This is a genomic window from Pseudocitrobacter vendiensis (assembly GCF_943590815.1).
GTDB lineage: Bacteria > Pseudomonadota > Gammaproteobacteria > Enterobacterales > Enterobacteriaceae > Pseudocitrobacter > Pseudocitrobacter vendiensis.
This window is the reverse complement of record NZ_CALSBS010000008.1, coordinates 67,207-86,924: the sequence shown is the minus strand read 5'-3', so window position 1 is coordinate 86,924 and position 19,718 is coordinate 67,207. Positions and strand designations below refer to the sequence as shown.

General features: G+C 54.4%; 22 protein-coding genes. 4 read left to right on the top strand and 18 right to left on the bottom strand.

Features of this window, described 5'->3' with window-relative positions; all coding sequences use genetic code 11:
* The first annotated feature begins 92 nt into the window (after nucleotides 1-92).
* Nucleotides 93-1,640, top strand: coding sequence for an EAL domain-containing protein (locus tag NMC31_RS10870; protein WP_253897924.1), 1,548 nt, complete (start codon nucleotides 93-95; stop codon nucleotides 1,638-1,640).
* Nucleotides 1,641-1,656: 16 nt separating this feature from the next.
* Here the strand turns inward: NMC31_RS10870 and pdxK are convergent, their stop codons facing one another.
* The gene (gene pdxK, locus NMC31_RS10865; protein ID WP_253897923.1) at nucleotides 1,657-2,511 is read right to left on the bottom strand and encodes a pyridoxine/pyridoxal/pyridoxamine kinase; all 855 of its coding nucleotides are present in this window, start codon (nucleotides 2,509-2,511) and stop codon (nucleotides 1,657-1,659) included.
* Nucleotides 2,512-2,759: 248 nt separating this feature from the next.
* On the opposite strand from pdxK, the gene NMC31_RS10860 reads away from it, so the two are divergent.
* Nucleotides 2,760-3,167: a YybH family protein gene (locus NMC31_RS10860; protein WP_253897922.1), complete on the top strand. Its 408-nt coding sequence runs from the start codon at nucleotides 2,760-2,762 to the stop codon at nucleotides 3,165-3,167.
* On the opposite strand, the gene cysM is transcribed toward NMC31_RS10860, so the two are convergent.
* The 11 genes from cysM to NMC31_RS10805 form a co-directional block, all read right to left on the bottom strand.
* Nucleotides 3,164-4,075, bottom strand: a complete 912-nt coding sequence (cysM, locus tag NMC31_RS10855; RefSeq protein WP_253897921.1) for a cysteine synthase B — start codon at nucleotides 4,073-4,075, stop codon at nucleotides 3,164-3,166. The genes NMC31_RS10860 and cysM overlap by 4 nt on opposite strands.
* A gap of 119 nt (nucleotides 4,076-4,194) precedes the next feature.
* The gene (gene cysA, locus NMC31_RS10850; RefSeq protein WP_253897920.1) at nucleotides 4,195-5,289 is read right to left on the bottom strand and encodes a sulfate/thiosulfate ABC transporter ATP-binding protein CysA; all 1,095 of its coding nucleotides are present in this window, start codon (nucleotides 5,287-5,289) and stop codon (nucleotides 4,195-4,197) included.
* Nucleotides 5,279-6,154: a sulfate/thiosulfate ABC transporter permease CysW gene (gene cysW / locus NMC31_RS10845; protein WP_000852696.1), complete on the bottom strand. Its 876-nt coding sequence runs from the start codon at nucleotides 6,152-6,154 to the stop codon at nucleotides 5,279-5,281. Before cysW ends, cysA begins: the two co-directional genes overlap by 11 nt.
* Entirely contained in the window at nucleotides 6,154-6,987 is an 834-nt protein-coding gene (cysT, locus tag NMC31_RS10840) for a sulfate/thiosulfate ABC transporter permease CysT (RefSeq protein ID WP_000458406.1), read from the bottom strand. The genes cysW and cysT overlap by 1 nt, the downstream gene beginning before the upstream one ends.
* Nucleotides 6,987-8,003, bottom strand: coding sequence for a thiosulfate/sulfate ABC transporter substrate-binding protein CysP (gene cysP, locus NMC31_RS10835; protein WP_253897919.1), 1,017 nt, complete (start codon nucleotides 8,001-8,003; stop codon nucleotides 6,987-6,989). Before cysP ends, cysT begins: the two co-directional genes overlap by 1 nt.
* Before the next feature lie 157 nt (nucleotides 8,004-8,160).
* Nucleotides 8,161-8,952 carry an SDR family oxidoreductase UcpA gene (gene ucpA / locus NMC31_RS10830; protein ID WP_253897918.1) on the bottom strand — a complete coding sequence of 264 codons (792 nt, stop codon included), beginning with the start codon at nucleotides 8,950-8,952 and terminating at the stop codon, nucleotides 8,161-8,163.
* A gap of 274 nt (nucleotides 8,953-9,226) precedes the next feature.
* A complete protein-coding gene (locus tag NMC31_RS10825; RefSeq protein WP_253897917.1) occupies nucleotides 9,227-10,126 on the bottom strand; it encodes a Dyp-type peroxidase in 900 nt (299 codons plus the stop codon).
* A 97-nt stretch (nucleotides 10,127-10,223) separates the two neighbouring features.
* Nucleotides 10,224-10,799 carry an RpoE-regulated lipoprotein gene (locus NMC31_RS10820; RefSeq protein ID WP_253897916.1) on the bottom strand — a complete coding sequence of 192 codons (576 nt, stop codon included), beginning with the start codon at nucleotides 10,797-10,799 and terminating at the stop codon, nucleotides 10,224-10,226.
* Nucleotides 10,800-10,860: 61 nt separating this feature from the next.
* Complete coding sequence (locus NMC31_RS10815; protein WP_149461900.1) at nucleotides 10,861-11,310, bottom strand: DUF2919 domain-containing protein; 450 nt, start codon at nucleotides 11,308-11,310, stop codon at nucleotides 10,861-10,863.
* Nucleotides 11,311-11,336: 26 nt separating this feature from the next.
* A complete protein-coding gene (locus NMC31_RS10810) occupies nucleotides 11,337-11,807 on the bottom strand; it encodes a DUF2919 family protein (RefSeq protein WP_253897915.1) in 471 nt (156 codons plus the stop codon).
* Nucleotides 11,794-12,219 (bottom strand): GNAT family acetyltransferase, encoded by a 426-nt coding sequence (locus NMC31_RS10805; protein ID WP_015963500.1) that lies wholly within the window; start codon nucleotides 12,217-12,219, stop codon nucleotides 11,794-11,796. Before NMC31_RS10805 ends, NMC31_RS10810 begins: the two co-directional genes overlap by 14 nt.
* Nucleotides 12,220-12,433: 214 nt before the next feature.
* On the opposite strand from NMC31_RS10805, the gene amiA reads away from it, so the two are divergent.
* Both amiA and hemF read left to right on the top strand, forming a co-directional pair.
* Nucleotides 12,434-13,300 carry an N-acetylmuramoyl-L-alanine amidase AmiA gene (gene amiA, locus NMC31_RS10800; protein ID WP_253897914.1) on the top strand — a complete coding sequence of 289 codons (867 nt, stop codon included), beginning with the start codon at nucleotides 12,434-12,436 and terminating at the stop codon, nucleotides 13,298-13,300.
* Nucleotides 13,300-14,199, top strand: a complete 900-nt coding sequence (gene hemF / locus NMC31_RS10795; protein WP_253897913.1) for an oxygen-dependent coproporphyrinogen oxidase — start codon at nucleotides 13,300-13,302, stop codon at nucleotides 14,197-14,199. The genes amiA and hemF overlap by 1 nt, the downstream gene beginning before the upstream one ends.
* 135 nt (nucleotides 14,200-14,334) lie before the next feature.
* On the opposite strand, the gene NMC31_RS10790 is transcribed toward hemF, so the two are convergent.
* The 6 genes from NMC31_RS10790 to eutB form a co-directional block, all read right to left on the bottom strand.
* Entirely contained in the window at nucleotides 14,335-15,015 is a 681-nt protein-coding gene (locus NMC31_RS10790) for a hypothetical protein (RefSeq protein WP_253897912.1), read from the bottom strand.
* Nucleotides 15,016-15,172: 157 nt separating this feature from the next.
* Complete coding sequence (eutR, locus tag NMC31_RS10785) at nucleotides 15,173-16,219, bottom strand: HTH-type transcriptional regulator EutR (RefSeq protein ID WP_253897911.1); 1,047 nt, start codon at nucleotides 16,217-16,219, stop codon at nucleotides 15,173-15,175.
* 48 nt (nucleotides 16,220-16,267) lie between these two features.
* Nucleotides 16,268-16,765: an ethanolamine utilization microcompartment protein EutK gene (eutK, locus tag NMC31_RS10780; protein WP_149461896.1), complete on the bottom strand. Its 498-nt coding sequence runs from the start codon at nucleotides 16,763-16,765 to the stop codon at nucleotides 16,268-16,270.
* 12 nt (nucleotides 16,766-16,777) lie between these two features.
* Nucleotides 16,778-17,437 carry an ethanolamine utilization microcompartment protein EutL gene (gene eutL / locus NMC31_RS10775; RefSeq protein ID WP_253897910.1) on the bottom strand — a complete coding sequence of 220 codons (660 nt, stop codon included), beginning with the start codon at nucleotides 17,435-17,437 and terminating at the stop codon, nucleotides 16,778-16,780.
* Between the two features lie 9 nt (nucleotides 17,438-17,446).
* Nucleotides 17,447-18,334 carry an ethanolamine ammonia-lyase subunit EutC gene (gene eutC, locus NMC31_RS10770; protein WP_253897909.1) on the bottom strand — a complete coding sequence of 296 codons (888 nt, stop codon included), beginning with the start codon at nucleotides 18,332-18,334 and terminating at the stop codon, nucleotides 17,447-17,449.
* 18 nt (nucleotides 18,335-18,352) lie between these two features.
* Entirely contained in the window at nucleotides 18,353-19,714 is a 1,362-nt protein-coding gene (gene eutB, locus NMC31_RS10765; RefSeq protein ID WP_253897908.1) for an ethanolamine ammonia-lyase subunit alpha, read from the bottom strand.
* Between the last annotated feature and the right edge of the window lie 4 nt (nucleotides 19,715-19,718).

Below are 19,718 nucleotides of genomic sequence, written 5' to 3'. Positions count from 1 at the left end.
AAGGCGCCGAAAGGCGCCTTTTTTGTCTCTGTTATCTCTTTACCGATACGCTGGCGTATACTTCCTGTACATCAGACAAAAATGGATGGCAGATGAAAGCGGTCGGCACAAAATTTAGAATTATCACCACCCTTTTCTGCGTGCTGACAATTCTCGTGGGCGGCGCAGTATTAACCTGGTTTCAGGTGATTGGCGGGGAGCTTGAGCAGACTTCAGCGCTGGCGAAAAAGACCGTACAAAAAATCGATTCGCTGCTCAATGCCTCCCGACAAGCTGCCACAAAAGCGCATCCTCTGCTTTCACAACCCTGCACCACCCAAACGCGTACCGAACTTGAGCGGTTGGTGGTTTCTGTTCCGCATATCCGCATCATCAATCTTTATAAAGAGAAGACCCTGTTCTGCTCTTCCTACAATGATGCCAACGCTATCAATATGAATTATGCGGCACATACCGCGCAGGAACTGACCATCATCGATGATAAGACCATCTCGCCAGGTGATAAGGTGATTGTGCTGCAAACGGCGTATCCACAAGGGATGATTACCTCAAGCTTTAGCGGTCAGTGGCTGAGCGAGGTGCTGGAACTGTTGAGCAATCAGCGGCCGCTGACGTTACATATTGGCGATACGGTAATGCGGCAAAACGCAAAAACGGTTCCGAACGATAACGCCAGGCACGTCATTGTGCAGTCAGATAAATTCCCCTACTCGGTCGACTATCCGGCCTGGAAGACAGTTCCTGTTTCGTTGTATCTGCAACAGGGTTGGCTGTCGTTGCTGCTGACGCTGTGCCTGGCGCTGATCGTCGGGGTGGTGCTGTGGCAACATATTCTTCATCGCCCTACGCTGTATGAAAATCTTGAGCGTGCCATCGCTGAAGGGGAAATCGTCCCATGGTATCAACCGGTCATCCACAGTGGCTCAGGGAAATTCTACGGCGTGGAAGTGCTTGCGCGCTGGGTGACGCCTTCTGGCGAAATTATCTCACCCGACAGTTTTATTCCGCTTGCTGAAGAGAGCGGGCTTATTGTGCCGTTGACACGCAAATTAATGGCGCTGGCAGGAGATGAACTGCCTTCCCTGCTTGAGGCGCGGCCCCTGCCTTTCCACGTGAGTTTTAATTTCACTGCATCACATATTCAGACGCCCAACTTTATCGACGAGTGTCGTGCATTTCTGACACGCTTCCCGGAAAACAGTATTCGCCTCACCGCTGAAATCACCGAGCGTGAACCGTTTGAGAAGGTGAATGAGCTAAAAGAAACGCTCATATTTCTCGAAAGCCGCAGCGTGACCATCGCGCTGGATGATTTTGGTACCGGTTATTCCAATCTGAATTTACTCACCGGGTTGCCGGTCGGTCTGATTAAAATCGATAAGCTGTTTGTGAACGGGATTTCCAGCGCTACGGATTCCACCAAACTGATTGATTGTGTTATCGATATGGCAAAATCGCTGGGGATGAAAATTATCGTTGAAGGCGTGGAAACGGAATATCAGGTGGCATATCTGACGCATAAACAGGTCGATTACTTTCAGGGTTACTACTTCTCAAAACCGCTGCCCGTTAGCGAACTGGCTACCGTGGTAAAACAAACGTATCGCATTCCGCAGCTTGAAAAGATTTCCCACGCCTGACGACGTGGGAACCGATTTACAGCGGGGGGAGCATCAGCTCATGACACTCGTGCTCGTGGGTCCAGGTCATGACCTGCAATACGCGATTGGCCGCGCGTTCCGCCGCATCGCCAAGCGATGCGCCTTCCAACAGACGGCTCACTAACTCTGCACAGAACAGATCGCCCGTCCCTTTCAGATCAGTAACAATTCTTGGATGCTCAATGACGCGAATATCCTCTGCTGTCACCGCCACCACCGAGATAGCCTCAGGGTTTTTCGACGGCGCACTGGTGATAATCACCCATTTTAAGGTGTCTGACAGCAGACTGCGCGCAGCCAGAATCGCCTCTTCCAGGGTATGACACGGCATATCGCTCAACATCTGCAACTCGAACAGATTCGGCGTAATGCCCTGCGCCTGCGGCAATAAATGCTGGCGATACGCAAGAGGTATCTCAGCCTTTACATACATACCGCTGTCAATGTCGCCGATAACCGGATCGACCAACACAAAAATATCAGAGTGTGTTTGACGAATTGTCGCCAGCCAATCGGCCAGCAGGGCAATCTGCTCCGCGCTCCCCATATAACCGGTCGTTACCGCTTTTAGCGTTTGCAACGCGTTACGCTCTTCCAGCGCCAGCAAATACCCCCGGAACCATTCAGCCGGGATCACCCCGCCATAGAACGTATCGTAATGCGGCGTGTTGCTGAACAATACCGTCGGCACTGCCATGACCTGCCAACCATGCTGCTTGATGGCTGGAACCGCAATACTGTTGCCCACGCTGCCATAAATAACCTGAGACTGCACGGCAACGATATCTGCCTGCAATGCCTGGCGCGTGTCGCTAAACAGCACCGATTGTATGTCGTCTTGCTGGTCCATGATTTCTCCTCCCGCTGGACGGCGGGTCATGCGCTATCCACTTATTGCTCTATGTTATGCCAGCCAGCGGCAAAGGTCGATTCCCCCACGGGGTAATCATGCAGAAAGGTGAAAATCCAAAAATGAAGAAACCATCACAAATTCAATGAGAAACCCGACAATTTAACAGCGCTTTCTCGCAGCCAACTTATACTGAATAGCACTACGATTAATACGGTGAACCACGACAACCCACGAGGCCCATCGCGATGACCCAGGTACAGACCCAAATCAAGGCCGTTATCGAAGCCTGTGACCAGGCCATTTCGCAGGAAGATTACGACACGCTAATGAACTACTACGCCGAGGACGCTACGCTTGTGGTGAAGCCGGAGATGATCGTGAAAGGCAAAGTGAATATTCATAAAGCGTTTATCGCCATCGCCGACTTCTTCCAGCATCGCCTGGTGGTCACGCAGGGAAAGATGGAGATTATCGAAGGCGGCGACACGGCGCTGGTGATTATGGAAACCCGGTTAGATATTCCAACACAAGACGGCGGCAGTACGCAGGTCACCAGGCGGGCAACCTATGTGTTTACCCACCGCAATGAGCGCTGGCTTTGTACGATTGATAACTCTTACGGTACGGATTTACTGAGCCCACCCGTAGCTTAAATCCCCAGCCCCTGGCTAAAATGCTCTTCCCCAAACACGCCGGTAGAAAGGTAGCGATCGCCGCGATCGCAGATGATCGCCACCACTACCGCGCCGGGGTTAGCTTTAGCCACGCGCAGAGCACCGGCAACCGCGCCGCCAGAACTGACACCGCAGAAAATTCCTTCCCGCACAGCCAGTTCGCGCATAGTATTTTCCGCATCGCGCTGGTGAATATCCACCACCTGATCCACTAATGAGGCGTTGAAAATGCCCGGCATATACTCTGCCGGCCAGCGGCGAATGCCGGGAATGCTGCTGCCCTCTTCCGGCTGCAGACCAACAATGGTCACCGGTTTGGATTGTTCGCGCATAAAGCGCGACACGCCGGTAATCGTACCGGTCGTCCCCATGCTGGAGACAAAATGGGTAATGCGACCGCCGGTTTGCTGCCAGATTTCCGGCCCGGTGGAGGTGTAATGCGCATAAGGATTATCGGGATTATTAAACTGATCGAGCAGCTTGCCTTCTCCACGATTCGCCATCTCCAGCGCCAGATCGCGCGCACCTTCCATGCCCTGCTCTTTGGTGACCAGAATCAGCTCCGCACCGTAGGCACGCATCGCCGCGCGACGCTCCTGGCTCATGTTATCGGGCATCAGCAATTTCATGCGATAGCCTTTTAGCGCAGCGATCATTGCCAGCGCAATGCCAGTGTTACCACTGGTGGCTTCAATTAACACATCACCCGGTTTGATTTCTCCGCGCTTTTCCGCCTCGACGATCATCGAAAGCGCCGCACGATCTTTCACCGAACCTGCCGGGTTATTGCCTTCCAGCTTTACCCACACTTCGCTGCCGTTATCCGGCCCCAGACGTTGTAATTTGACCAGCGGTGTATTGCCGATGGTTTGTTCTAATGTGTTCACGTTTTCTGCCCAAGAAAAAGCCGGGTGACGCTTCGCTTACCCGGCCTACAAAATCATGATATATGCTGTAGGCCCGGTAAGCGAAGCGCCACCGGGCGATAAACCTGCAAATTAACCTATCAGGCGGATTCCGCCAGAGCAAGCGTCTCATGAGACTCAATACGCTCGTCGCCGTTATACAGTCGAGCATGTTGTAGCCCGACGAACAAACGATCGCCGCGCACCGGCGCATCATCACCACGCATTACCACGGTGAGCGGATCTTCATACCACCCCAGCGGCTGCACGACTAATTGGGTGTAGTGACCTTTCGGGCTGGCTTCCAGCACCTGCACCGGCAGCGGCGAATCGAGGCTGGTGCGGCGGCTGATATCCACTTCCCACGGGCGCAGGAAGAGATCCACCGGCCCCTGATACGCAGGGGTGTATCCCAGCGGCCAGCGGTGCGCACCAACGTGGAACTGCCCACCGCGAATCGTTCCCTGCAAGCGGTTTACTTCGCCCATAAACTCCAGCACAAAACGGGTCGCCGGCTCGCGCCAGACCTGATCGGGTTCATCAGCCTGTTCGATATTGCCCTGGCTCATCACCACCACGCGGTTGGCGACTTCCATCGCTTCTTCCTGGTCATGGGTCACGAACACGCTGGTGAATTTCAGCTCTTCATGGAGTTGACGCAGCCAGCGACGCAGCTCTTTACGCACCTGCGCATCCAGCGCACCAAACGGTTCATCGAGCAGCAGAATTTGCGGTTCCACAGCCAGCGCGCGCGCCAGCGCCACACGCTGTTTCTGACCGCCGGAAAGCTGGGCCGGATAACGATCCGCCAGATGGGCAAGCTGCACCATTTCCAGTAATTTTGTCACTTTCGCTTTGATCGCCGCGGCATTCGGGCGCTCGCGACGCGGCAGCACCGTCAGGCCAAAGGCGATATTGTCGAACACCGTCATATGGCGGAACAGCGCGTAATGCTGAAACACGAAACCGACTTTACGATCGCGTGCATGCAGGCGGCTGACGTCGGTGCCGTGGAAACGAATATGCCCGCTGGTTTGATGCTCCAGCCCGGCGATAATCCGCAGCAGCGTGGTTTTCCCGGAACCGGACGGCCCCAGCAATGCGACCATCTGACCAGAAGGAATATCCAGTGAGATATCGTTCAGCACCTGGGTGCGACCAAACGACTTCTTAATATTGGCAATCTCAATGCTCATGATGTTCCTCCTGTTGCGCGCGTTTTTCCTGATTCTCCAGGCGCCACTGCAACATACTCTTTAAAAACAGGGTGATAATCGCCATCAGCGTCAACAGCGCCGCGGCGGTAAAGGAGCCGACGGTGTTGTAGTCCTGCTCCAGCAATTCAATCTGTAACGGCAGCGAAAGTGTTTCGCCGCGAATCGAGCCGGATACCACCGACACCGCACCAAACTCACCAATCGCGCGGGCGTTGGTCAACACCACGCCATAAAGCAGCGCCCAGCGGATGTTCGGCAGCGTGACGCGGCGGAACATCTGCCAGCCAGACGCGCCAAGCAAAATCGCCGCTTCGTCTTCCTGGCTGCCCTGGCTTAACATCACTGGCACCAGCTCGCGCACCACAAACGGACAGGTCACGAAGATGGTGACCAGCACCATTCCCGGCCACGAGAACATAATTTGCAGATTATGTTCATCCAGCCAGCCCCCGAGCGGGCCGTTAGAGCCGTAGAACAGCAGATAGACCAGACCGGCAACCACCGGCGACACGGCAAACGGAATGTCCAGCAGCGTCAGCAGCAACTGGCGTCCGGGGAAGTTAAAGCGCGTCACCAGCCAGGCCAGCAGAATCCCGAACACCAGGTTTACCGGTACGGCAATCAGCGCGATCATCACCGTCAGCCAGATGGCGTGCAGCATGTCCGGATCGGCCAGATTCTGTAACACCGGCATCAGCCCTTTGCTGAATGCCTGCACGAAAATGTAAATCATCGGCACCAGCAGGATGAACGCCGAAACCAGCATTCCGGTGCCAATCAAAAACCATTTGCCCCAGTTAATCGGGCGCGCGTCATAACGCTTCAACTGTGTCACTTCCGCCATTAATGACCTACCACACGCCGACCAAAGCGACTTTGCAGAGTGTTAATTGAGAACAGCAGCAGCAGGGATGCCGCGAGGATCACCGAAGCAATTGCGCTCGCCGCCGGGTAATCAAACTCCTGTAAGCGAACAAAAATCATCAGCGACGTCACTTCCGTCTTCCAGGCGATGTTCCCGGCGATAAAAATCACCGCACCAAACTCACCGAGACTACGGGTAAACGACAGCGCCACGCCCGCCACCAGCGCCGGAGAAAGCTCCGGCAGCACCACTTTGCAGAAACTCTGCCAGCGCGTTGCGCCGAGCGTTTCTGCGGCTTCTTCATATTCCGGGCCTAACTCCTCCAGCACCGGCTGCACGGTACGCACCACAAACGGAATGCTGGTAAAGGCCATCGCCACCGCTATTCCAAGCCACGTATAGGTGACTTTGATATCAAACTTCGCCAGCCATTCACCGTAAAAACCGTTCACGGAAAAGAGCGAGGCCAGCGTTAAACCTGCTACCGCCGTTGGTAGCGCAAACGGTAAATCCATCAGCGCATCAAGCAGCGTGCGGCCCGGAAAGCGATAGCGGGTTAAAATCCACGCCATCAGCAGGCCGAAAACGCCGTTAAAAATCGATGCCACAAACGCCGACAGCAGCGTCACTTTATAGGCCGCGACCACCTGCGGGTTGGTGATCACCTCCCAGTACTGCGCCCAGCTCATCTGAGCCAGTTGCATCACCAGTGCGGAGAGCGGCAGCAGCAAAATCAGGCACACAAACAGCAGACTGGTGCCGAGGCTTAAGGTAAAGCCCGGCAGCACGCGTCTGGAAGAAACTGCAAACATTAGTTACGCCCCGCCGCTAACAGCTTGTCTAACTCGCCGCCGCTGTTGAAGTGGGTTTTCATCACTTCCGGCCAGGAGCCAAATTTATCTTCCACGCGAAACAGCTCGGTCTGCGGGAATTTGTCTTTCAGTTTGTCCATGACTTCCGGGTTATTCACGCGGTAGTAATAATCGGTAATGATCGTTTGCGCCTGTGGGCTGTAGAGCCAGTTCAGGTAAGCTTTTGCCGCTTTTTCCGTACCGTTGGCCTGCACGTTTTTATCGACCCACGCTACCGGGAATTCCGCCAGAATGTTGGTTTTAGGAATCACCACTTCAAAGCCCTGCGCTTCATACTGCTTGCGGATGTTGTTCACTTCCGATTCGAAGCTAATCAGCACATCGCCCAGCCCGCGCTCGGCAAAAGTAGTGGTCGCGCCACGACCGCCGGTATCGAACACTTCAACGTTTTTCAGGAACTGGGTCATAAACTGTTCGGTTTTGGCTTTATCGCCACCGTCAGCTTTATCCGCTGCGCCCCATGCCGCCAGATAGGTATAACGCGCGTTACCGGAGGTTTTTGGGTTCGGGAAGATCAGCTTCACGTCGGAGCGCACCAGGTCGTTCCAGTCATGGATATTCTTCGGGTTGCCCTTACGCACCAGGAAGCCCATGGTGGAGTAGAACGGCGAGCTGTTATTCGGCAGGCGCGACTGCCAGTCCGCCGGGATCAGCTTGCCTTTATCATGCAGGATCTGCACGTCGGTCACCTGGTTATAAGTTACAACGTCTGCTTTTAAGCCCTGCAAAATCGCCAGCGCCTGTTTTGATGACCCGGCATGAGATTGTTTTATCGTCAGTTTGTCGCCGCCGTTATCTTTCGCCCATTGTTGCTCAAACGGGGTATTCAGGGCGGCAAAGAGCTCGCGAGAGACGTCATAAGAACTGTTCAGCAACTCTGTTGCCTGCGCCTGCGCGACCAGCAACAGGGAAGTTGCCAGCGTGAGGTATCCTTTTTTCAGTAAGTTAACGGCCATTGCGCACCCTTGTCGTGTGATGATTCTCTAAGCATCAGTGTATTTATAACGGGTGTGAAAGGAGTAACGGTTTTATATACCGTTTGGTGATTTGGAAGTTTAAAAGGGAATAAGGCTTTAGCCTCTCCACAGGATGTGAAGAGGCGAGTAGTCAGACTCAGATACCGACGCTGACGCTTTCCGGCAACGTACTGCCGCCATCAATGACGTTCTGCGTGCCCGTCAGGTAACTCGACTCATCAGAAGCGAGGAATGCCGCCAGTTCGCCGACTTCCAATGGGTCCGCCAGACGACGCAGCGGAATGGCTTTCGCCATCTCCGTCAGCACCGATTCCGGGTCTTCCGGGTTCGACTGACGCGCGATGCTTTCCGCCATTGGCGTGCGCACATAACCCGGGCAGATAGCATTCACGCGAATACCCGACTGGGCGTATTCCACCGCCAGCGATTTGGTTAAGCCAATAATCGCCGCTTTCGACATCGCATATGCCGTTTCGCCTGGGTCCGCCACCATATCGCCCGTGACCGAAGACATCATCACGATGCGCCCATCGCCGCGCGCCACCATATCCGGCAATACGGCTCGCGTGACGTTCCAGACGCCTTTGATATTCACATCAATATGGAAATCACGATCATCTTCGCTCATCTCGAGGAAGCTGCCTAAGCGACAGACACCCGCGTTATTGACCAGAATATCGATTTTATTTTCCCGCTCTTTAGCCTGCGCAATGGCCGCCTGAACAGCAGCGAAGTCGCGCACGTCGGCCTTCACGACCGTACAACGATAGCCACGTCCGGCCAGATCATAGGCCAGTTTTTCAAGCTCATCGGAAATATCCAGCAGGATCAGGTTCGCGCCATGGCGGGCAAAGGTTCTGGCGATGCCTTCGCCGATACCCTGATACGCGCCCGTAATCAATGCGGTTTTGCCCGTGAGTTTACCCATTTCAATGTTCTCCCTTTTGAAGATAGAGCCTTACACTCCATTAACAATGAAAATACATTAAAAACAAATGAATACTGCCGAACAGCTCACTAATTAGGGTAAATCTCAGGTAAAAAAAATCCCCGTGTATGCGGGGATGAGCAGGTAGGCCTGATAAGCGTAGCGTCATCAGGCGTTGTACGGGCGCTTTGCCGGGTGGCGGCTGACGCCTTACCCGGCCTACAAGGTTCGTGCGGTCCGTAGGCCTGATAAGCGTAGCGCCATCAGGCAACTGTTACAGTGCCAGCAAACGATCCAGCGACGGTGCGAAGTAGTATCCGCCGGTAACCGGTTTAGTAAAGCGCAGCATTGCGTCACGTTTACCGTCGGTGTCGCCGAACATACTCAGCAGTTGCTGTTCGATGTTGTGCAGACGCGCACAGTAAGAGCAGAAATAGAGGCCGTGAGTGCCGCTGGCGGTGCCGTACGGCAGGCTCTGACGAACAATTTTCAGCCCTTTGCCGTCTTCTTTCAGGTCAACGCGGCTCAGGTGAGAGGTCACCGGGCGCTCGTCACCGTCGATCTCTTCGTTGGCTTCTTTGGTACGGCCAATCATCATTTCCTGATCAGGAATGCTCATGCGGTTCAACTGTTTAAGGTTATGTTCCCAACGCTGAACAAACACATAGCTGCCGCCCGCATCGACGCCGTCTTTAATGACCGCCACTTCGCGACGCGTTTCTTCACCCGCCGGGTTTTCGGTACCATCGACAAAGCCGCTCAGGTCACGTTCTTCCACCCAACGGAAACCGTGGATCTCTTCCTGCACATCAATGCTATCGCCAAAGGCTTCCACCGCCGCCTGCGCAACAGTGAAGTTAACATCCTGGCGTAAAGAAAGAATGTGGATCAGCACATCAAACTGGGTGGCTGGCGCAAGGCCCTTGCCGTAGCCCGGAAAATCTTTCAGCTCTTCAGCACCCACGCCGCCACTCAGTTCGCGCCACACTTTCGGGCCGAAGGCGACAACCGCGCCTAAATGCGCATCGGGGAATTTAGCCTGAAAACCAGCCAGTTTATCGGCAAAATTTTTGCTGCACTGACGAAGGGCGTTTACATCCCCTTTCACATTGGCTTCAATCCAAATCGCCGCGCGGCAATGTTCCGGCAAAATGCCGCTCTGAACCTGAGACATCGCTCTTCCTCCACAAAAATGCCACGACATCGTGGCATTCAATTTATGGGGCTATTGTACGCGTTTTTTTAGAACGAAGGATTAACCTTGCGCAAAATTAACGACGCCAGACGATCTTCTTCAGCGTCCAGTTTTTCAGCGCGTCATCGGACGGCATTAAATCCTGCGGGCCGCTCCATTCGCCGGTGAAGAGGTAACTAATATGCTGGCTGCCTTCGGCTTTACATTCAACGCCCGCGCTGTCATCACCGGTGGCTTTCTGACAGTGCCCGTAGGCTTTGCTGTAGATATCGCTGAAGGTCGAGCCAATCTCTACGCCGCTGTCGGTTTTGATGGCGCTATCCAGCACATCAATACGGCTTACGCTGCCGTTTTGGCCGTTCACCACCAATGCCAGCTTGTCGCCATTCAACGCTTCGAAGTAACGCACGATGGTTCCATTATCGGTTTTCATCCCGCTGCGCAGGCGATAGTCGCCGCCCAGCGCGTCGTTAATCGCCTGTTCATCCAGCGCGGTGGAGCTGGTGATGCCACCGACGCCCTGCTCAGTGACTTCGGTCGAGGAACCAAACCAGTTCCACGGATTTGCCGCAGACCAGTTAACCGATGAGAGCGTGGAACAGCCGGTTAAGGCCAGCGGCAAGGCACATACAAGTAAACGCAGCGATTTCATCTCTAAGTCCTTTCTTATTTGTTCAAGCCTGTTGGAGTGTGCTCTCAGCAAAAAGTGCACTTTATTCTGTAATTTCCCGGAAACAAGCGCGTAATCGGGGATTGGTCATCAACCACCAGAGCGCAAACAGGTCGATGACCACCAGGCTCAGACCAATACCGGAAAGCGGTTCACCCTGAAGCCAGAGCCAGGGTTGCCAGACCAGCAGCACGCCCTGGGCGATAATCAGCAACGGACGCAGCGCGCGCCAGCAACGAGGAAAATGCTGTCGCCTGCCGCTCAACAGGAAAGTCAGCACCGCAGGCACGCCGGGCAGCAGGCCGAGCCAGAAGTTATCGTGGTCGGGGTAAAACAGCCCAAGCAACGCGCCGCCCTGCTCGCGCGATGCGCCAGCAATCACAAACAATACCCATGTTCGGGCCTGTAGCAAAAGTACAAGCCAGAACAGGAAAGGTAAACGCAGGCGGCCATGATGGTCGTAATCGGAAGGGAAAAACTCAGTATGCTTCATCTTGCCGCCAACCTGAGATATCCCTCTCAGTAATGAATATTTTTGTAATGAAATGAAGAATAGCCATATTCATGGGTAAAACATGCCCATAAGCGCTGGCTGGTGTGTACCCAATACAGCGCAAGAAGATTTGCAATAAAAAAGACCACCGACCAGGCCGTTATTGGCTCACCGTTTAGCCAGTTAAACAATAACCATCCAGGCTGCAGCCATTGCCCGAAAATCAAGATCCAGCGTCCTGAACACCAAAAGCTCCAGCACCAGTAAAACCGTCCTCGCCCCACCATAGCAAAAACAATCAGTGCAGGAATACCCGGAAATAAGGCGCAAAAGGTGTCGAAACCTTCAAAATGCCGCCCCTCAAAAGCAACGGAATGCATCGCAAGCCATAGAGAGCGAACCTGTAGGAGCAATACGCCCCAGAAGAGCCAGGGCAATTTCAGCTTTCCCGTCTCGTCGTAATCAGAGGAGAAAAGTAGCGGCTTAGTACTCTTCATCTTCAATCAAACGCTTACCTAAATTCAGCACGTCGCTGTGCTCGTAGCCCAGGCGCTCATACATGCCCAGCACCACGTCGTTATCTTCGCGGATCATGATCTGAATTTTCGGGCAGCCGCGCGCAATCAGCTTTTTCTCGAGACGATTGAGCAGCGCATTGGCAATGCCGCGCCCGCGAAATTCCGGGTGCACGCCAAGGTAGTAGGCCGAGCCGCGATGGCCGTCATAGCCGCCCATCACCGTCCCCACCACTTCGCCGTTTACTTCTGCCACCAGGAACAGGCTGACGTCGTGATGCACTTTGCGTTCGATGTCCATTTCCGGATCGTTCCATGGGCGCAGCAGATCGCATCGCTCCCACAGGGTGATGACCTCTTCGAAATCGGCCTGGCGAAAAACGCGTATCTCCATGGTATCCCTGCCCCTTCTCGGGTTTAAAAACAGTGATTATGGCGTGATCGTCCGAATTAGCCAATATCTGGCGAAAATAGCGCAAAAAAATGCCATAATGCCGCTTCGTCACGTATTGAAATGAAAAGTAAAACAATTCTAATCTTCAGTAGTCGTAACGGGAAACGCGATACGATATAACATCTGGAACACTATTTTTTACAACTCAGGCCGAATGAGCACTTTTAAACCTTTAAAATCACTTGCTTCGCGCCGCCAGGTGCTGAAAGCCGGACTGGCAGCACTGACGTTGTCAGGAATATCACAGGCAACCGCCAAAGAGGCGCCGTTAAAAACCAGCAACGGGCACAGCAAACCTGCGGCGAAAAAATCGGGTAAACGCATCGTGGTGCTCGACCCCGGTCACGGCGGTATTGATACCGGCGCGATTGGCCGCAACGGTTCGAAAGAGAAACACGTGGTGCTGGCGATTGCCAAGAACGTGCGTTCCATTCTGCGCAGCCAGGGCATTGACGCGCGCTTAACCCGTTCTGGCGATACCTTTATTCCGCTGTACGACCGGGTAGAGATCGCCCACAAACACGGCGCGGACCTTTTTATGTCGATTCACGCAGACGGTTTTACCAACCCGTCTGCCGCCGGGGCGTCGGTGTTTGCGCTTTCCAACCGTGGCGCGAGTAGCGCAATGGCAAAATACCTCTCCGACCGTGAAAACCGGGCGGATGAAGTGGCGGGCAAAAAAACCACGGATAAAGATCACCTGCTCCAGCAGGTCCTGTTCGATTTGGTACAAACCGATACCATCAAGAACAGCCTGACGCTGGGCTCGCATATCCTGAAAAAGATTAAGCCGGTGCACAAGCTGCACAGTAAAGGCACTGAACAGGCCGCGTTCGTGGTGCTGAAGTCGCCATCCATTCCGTCGGTACTGGTTGAAACCTCGTTCATCACCAACCCGGAAGAGGAGCGTCTGCTGGGCACCACGGCGTTTCGTCAGAAAATCGCCAACGCGATAGCCTCAGGTATCGTCAGCTATTTCCACTGGTTCGATAACCAAAAAGCCCACGCCAGGAAACGCTAATGACCGTTGATGCAAACCAGGTAAAGGCCTTTTTACTGCAATTGCAGGACGATATCTGCCAGCAACTCTCTGCGCTGGACGGTGGCGCGTTTATCGAAGATAGCTGGCAGCGCGACGCGGGCGGCGGCGGTCGCAGCCGCGTGCTGCGCGACGGCGATATCTTCGAGCAGGCGGGCGTTAACTTCTCGCACGTTCACGGTGATGCCATGCCGGCGTCAGCCACCGCGCATCGCCCGGAACTTGCCGGGCGCAGCTTTGAAGCGATGGGCGTATCGCTGGTGGTGCATCCGCGCAACCCGTATGTTCCAACCAGCCATGCCAACGTGCGTTTCTTTATCGCTGAAAAACCGGGCGCTGACCCGGTGTGGTGGTTTGGCGGCGGCTTCGATTTAACCCCGTTTTATGGTTTCGAAGAAGATGCCATTCACTGGCACCGTACCGCACGTGACCTGTGCCAGCCCTTCGGTGAAGACGTATATCCGCGTTATAAAAAATGGTGTGACGATTACTTCTTCATTAAGCACCGCAACGAGCAGCGCGGCATTGGCGGGCTGTTCTTTGACGATCTCAACACACCGAACTTCGACAGCTGCTTTGCCTTTATGCAGGCAGTGGGCAACGGTTTTACCGACGCGTATTTGCCGATCGTTGAGCGGCGTAAAGCGGCTATCTGGGGCGAGCGCGAGCGTAATTTCCAGCTTTATCGCCGAGGCCGCTACGTCGAATTTAATCTGGTCTGGGATCGCGGCACGCTGTTTGGTTTACAGACTGGCGGGCGCACCGAATCCATTTTGATGTCGATGCCACCGCTGGTGCGCTGGGAATATGATTATCAGCCGCAAGCAGGCAGCCCGGAAGCGGGGTTGAGCGAATTTATTAAAGTCAGGGATTGGGTGTAGTTGCCTGCACTTACCCTGTAGGCCGGATAAGACGCAAAGCGTCGCCATCCGGCACACAGGCCGCACATTACGCCTACTGACACATCCGCTGATGCAGCGTCAGTAGCCCCAAAAATTCCTGACCAACTCTGATAATCAATAACCAATGTCAATTTCTTCAGGGATGAGATATTGATTGGTCTTCGAGTCAAATGGCACCGACCACTGCTTATTAATTTTCTCACCGGCTAATACTCCGGTAGAATGTAAAAGCATATTTGGATAGGTGCCAGTATATTTCTGCGCAAATGCAACCTGGGTATCAAAGTTATCTGGCGGACCATTTTCTTCGTTACTGGAATGGATTGGAAGACTAGCAATAAGCTGAATGCCCTTTCCTTTCGCAACGTAAAACTGCTGAAAGGTTTGTTCGACACCTTGCATCATATAGCTTGATTCCAGAATCACGCCCCACTTTTCGCCAATTTTTACCGCTTTTGCATCACCAGATTCCCCCTTACGACCATAGCCTTCCGTCGTTCTACGCGCGGCAATATTACTTCCGTCCAGATACCAGATATCAAACGGCGCAGAATCTGGTTCCGAAGCGTTAGTCATATAGCCACACATCACCACAATCTGCTTTTCAGTCGCTACCTGCTTATTCAGACAAATAGAGTATTCCAGCTCGGGTTGCCCTTTTCTCAACCATATATGTTCATGACTTTCATTATAAGAGGAGCGGTAATATCCCTTTAACGCGGTTGGAATTTCATCTTGCGCCAACGCAGGCAGACTTGATGTGAGAAGGCAGAGGAATAGCAATCCTTTTTGCATGTTGAATTGTCCATTTTCAAAAAGTAGATGTTATCGAATGGACATTAATCATGACATCCTGTGTATGAAAAATCAGAAAAAAGCCCGACAGCAATACGCCTGTAGGCCGGATAAGACGCAACGCGTCGCCATCCGGCACACAGGCCGCACATTACGCCTACTGACACATCCGCTGATGCAACGTCAGCGACGGCTTCTCAGCAAACAGTTGCTGGTAGTCCGTCGCAAATTGCCCCAAATGCCAGAACCCCCACTGCATTGCCGCATCTTTCACCGTCATGCTTGTTGACCATGGGCTAATTAACTCTCTACGCACGGCGTTCAGGCGAATGCGTTTCAGCCAGGCGTTTGGTCCAATGCCTAAAATAGCGTGAAACGCGTTTTGCAGGGTACGACGACTCACATGGAGTTGGTTACATAAATCAAGCACCGTCAGCGGCTCGGACATGTTCTCCAGCACGTATTCGCGTGCGCGCGCCAGCAGCCGTCGATAACTTTGATGGCTGATACTCTCCGCCGTCATAATGGGCTGCGCCTCTTCCAGCAGCATCCCCATCGCCAGCAGCAGGTTATCGCCTAACATTTTGCGCACCGCGGGGCGTTGCAGCGTTTCCGGGTCGGCGCTAAAGGTTGCCAGCGCCTGTTGCACAAAGCCCCACAGCGCCGCTTTATGCTGTTCTTTGACCTCCAGCGCCGACTGGTTGCGCAGCATATGCAACACCCTTTCCGGGTTGTGCAGAAAATTGGCCTGGCGGGCAATCACATCTTCAGAAAGCACAATACCGAGGATGGTATAGTCATCCGGCGTGCTCAGTTCAAACTCCGTGCCGCCCGGACGCGTGGCGATCTCAGCGCTACCGATACATTGCGAACCAATAAACCCCTGCTCACCGCGCGTGGCGGGAATGCCAAACCAGAAGGAATTTGGCCACACCAGGCACGACTGACGCAGCGCCAGGCCGGTGTATTCTCGAAATACCTGAATATCATCCAGCAGAATTTCCGTGAACTCACCGCGAAATTTTCCGGGATGCAGCTGATCGTAGATCTGCTGCCAGGCGGTTATCGTCAACGCATGCTCATAGACATCCGTCGTCAGCCGCTGATGAACGTTATCCACTTCAACCTTCGGCGTCAGCTTAACGTTATCAGGTACTGCTTCATGATAAAGATGGTGCAAATCTGCGGTACGAGTCTTTTTCATGATTCTGAATGCCGGAAGCGCGCTTGCACTTCCGGCACCTCCGGCGGGTTAATTTTTGACGCGATAGCGGCTGCTGCGTTTTCGCAACGCACCATCAGAAAAGCGCTGTTCAAGCACCGTTCTGGCCTGTTCAAGCGACCAGTCGAAGTGTGCCGCCACCTCACCTGCGGTCATTCCCTGACGTGCATTGGCCAGCAACGCCATCAGCGCGTCGGCAGATTCAGCCTCCAGCACGGGCGCTTCAGGCGCTTTTACCGGTTGCGTCGGCTGGCGGGTAAATCGGCCAATCAGCCACTGGGTATCCTCTTCCGGCCTGCCGATTTCCTTGCGACTGATAACGCAACCAGTGCGCATTGCTGCTGCATACCCCGCATCGAGCGCGGCGCGACACGCGGCAAGGTCACCTTCCACCACCAGCGTTAGCCTGCCTGGGTCCAGCACTTCGTGACTCAGCAGGCGGACGTTGGCGGCTTTCAGCATCGCATCCGCCGCATCAACCGCCGCGACCATCCCCTCAACTTCCAGTAATCCCAGGGCGTTGATCATCCGCTACCTCCGTTACGCACGCTGTATAGGGTTGCGCGCAATATCCAGTACCGCATCGGTAAAAGCATTACAGGCGGCTTTACACGCGGCCTGGCTGCCCGTTAAGAACGCGGCGGAATAGTTGGTTTCTGACGGCGGAGGTACGTAGGTTACCAGTTGCACATCCGCCGATTTCAACGCGGCATCAATGCCATAGGTGGCTTCCAGCGGCGGCGCGACCAGATACGCAATCGGGTCGCCCAGCGTGCATCCCGCCGTCGAGGAGAGATACGAACCGGTACGCGATACCACATGCGCCAGGAATGCGGTATTTTCCGCATCATTAGCCCACTGGAACGCCGCGCCGTTTTCAATATTGGCAACCATCGCGTCCAGACCCGCGCGAACTTCCGCTGGGTTCGGGCCGCCCAGCATAATCAGCACTTCACCCGCCGTCGGTGACGGGCCGTGCGCCGCCCCGGCGTACAGCGAGCGACCATAAACCACTTCAACCATCGCCTGTTTTGTCGCTTCGTCAGCGGCAATATACGTTACGTCATCAGAATCTGCCGTGATGAGTCCGAGACTACGTATATGTGGCGGTAATTTAAGTTCACGGGCAAACTCCGCGTTAACAGAGGCAATCACGCGCATCGCGGTAACGGACGGTCGAATCAAATCTAAAGCTGGCATGATGCCTCCTTAACGGGTCATATTGATGCCGGATGCTTTTTGCTCCAGCATACGTTTTGCCAAATCCACAATGACCGCCGCCGCTTCAACCGGTGGGGTACCGCCCTGATGAATATTGGAAATACAGGTTCTGTCGGCTTCCACGGTGGTCGCCACGCGCGGTGAGTAAACGGCATAGCAAGAGAGACTTTCTGACTGCCCCAGCCCCGGACGCTCTCCCACCAGCAGAATCACCGCTTTTGCGCCGAGCAGTTCGCCAATCTGATCTTCAATCTTCACGCGCCCGTAGCGTACAAAGAATGGCGTGCCCACTTTCAGCCCGGCCTGCTTCAGCCCGGCGAGCAGCGGCGGTAAGATCTCTTCGTAATTCGCGGTGATGGCATCGGTAGACAAACCATCAGACACAATCACCTGCACATCCGGGTTTGCGACACACTGCGTTTTCAGTGCATCAATGGCCTCTTCGCTCAGACGTCGCCCCAGATCCGGGCGCGTCAGATAGAGATTTTTGTCCGTGATTTCAGAACGTACTTCCAACAGCCCCTGCGCTTTCACCCACTCTTCCGGCACCTCTTTCAGCACCGTATCTTTAGAGCGCGAGTGGTCAGCCAGGAAACGCAGCAGCGCCTGAGTACGCGGGCGTGGGCCAGCACGACCGGTACACACGCGCGCCGCCGTGCTGCGACGCAGTTCCGTCAGGACGTCCGCGCGATGCGGGTTTTCAACGCCAATCCAGGCTTTCGCTTCCGGCGAGCCTAAATCGAGCGAGCAGCTTTCCGTGGACGCAGGCGTCGCGCAGGTTATGGTGCTGCACTTCACTTCCGCTGGTGCGGCATCCGCCTGCCCCATTGACGCCATCACGCTGCGTACAATTTCTTCAATCTGTTTTTGATCCATGGTGTTATCTCCGCGTCATCAGAAGAACAGTGACGGATCGCCCGCCCGTTTGGTCAGGCGACCGTTTGCCATAATGCCCATGATCTCCAGCCAGCGTTCAAACTCCGGTGACGGGCGCAGGTTGAGTAACTGACGCACAGTGGCGGTGTCGTGGAAGGCCGTAGTCTGGTAGTTGAGCATGATGTCATCACCCAGCGGCATGCCCATGATGTAGTTGCAGCCTGCGGTGGCGAGCAGGATCATCAGGTTTTCGTTAAGGTTCTGGTCAGCGTCAGCGTGGTTGGTGTAACAGCAGTCGCAGCCCATAGAGATGCCGCTCAGCTTGCCCATAAAGTGATCTTCTAAACCCGCACGAATAATCTGGCGGTCGTTGTAGAGATACTCCGGCCCGATAAAGCCGACCACGGTATTTACCAGGAACGGATCGTAGTGACGGGCGAGGCCGTAGTTACGCGCTTCCATCGTCACCTGATCGGCACCGAAGTTCGCGCCAGCCGACAGTGCGGAGCCCTGTCCGGTTTCAAAATAGAGACAGTTTTCCCCGGCAATCCGGTTGAACTCCGCGCCCACTGCGCGCGCTTCGTCGAGCATCGCCAGTTCCACGCCAAACTCTTTCAGCCCTTTTTCGCTACCGCAGATACTCTGGAAAATCAGCCCGCCCGGCGCGCCGCGACGAATCGCTTCAATCTGGGTGGTGACGTGCGCCAGTACACAGCCCTGGGTTGGAATATTGAACTTGTCGATAACGCCATAGACGGTATCCAGTACACGGCTTAAGTTCTCAACGTCATCCGTTACCGGGTTGACGCCGATCACCGCATCGCCCGCCCCGAAGGAAAGTCCTTCGTAGATTTGCGCGGCGATACTTTGCACATCGTCACGCGTGTCGTTTGGCTGCAAACGGCAACTAAATGTGCCTGGCAGGCCAATGGTGGTATTGGCCTTTTTGATAACCGGCATTTTCTTCCCGCCGTAGATCAGGTCAGCGTTGGAGCAAATCTTCGCCACCGCTGCGACCACTTCCGAGGTCAACCCTTTGCGGGTAAAGGCAATGTCGTCAACGCTGGTTTCATCGCTCAGCACATATTCACGTAGCTCGCTGATGCTCCAGTTTTTGATACGGGCATAGGCCGTTTCGTTGACGTCGTCCTGAATTAGACGCGTCACGCAGTCTTCTTCATAGGCAATCACCGGGTTATTGCGGATATCCGCCACCGTCATTTCCGACAACACCTGTTTTGCCGCTACGCGCTCCTGCGAACTTGCCGCCGCAACCCCCGCCAGCACATCCCCCGAACGCAGTTCGTTGGCCTTCGCCAGCACCTCTTTAACATCCTTGAATTGATAAACATTGCCGAACAATGTGGTCTTTAGTTTCATAAGT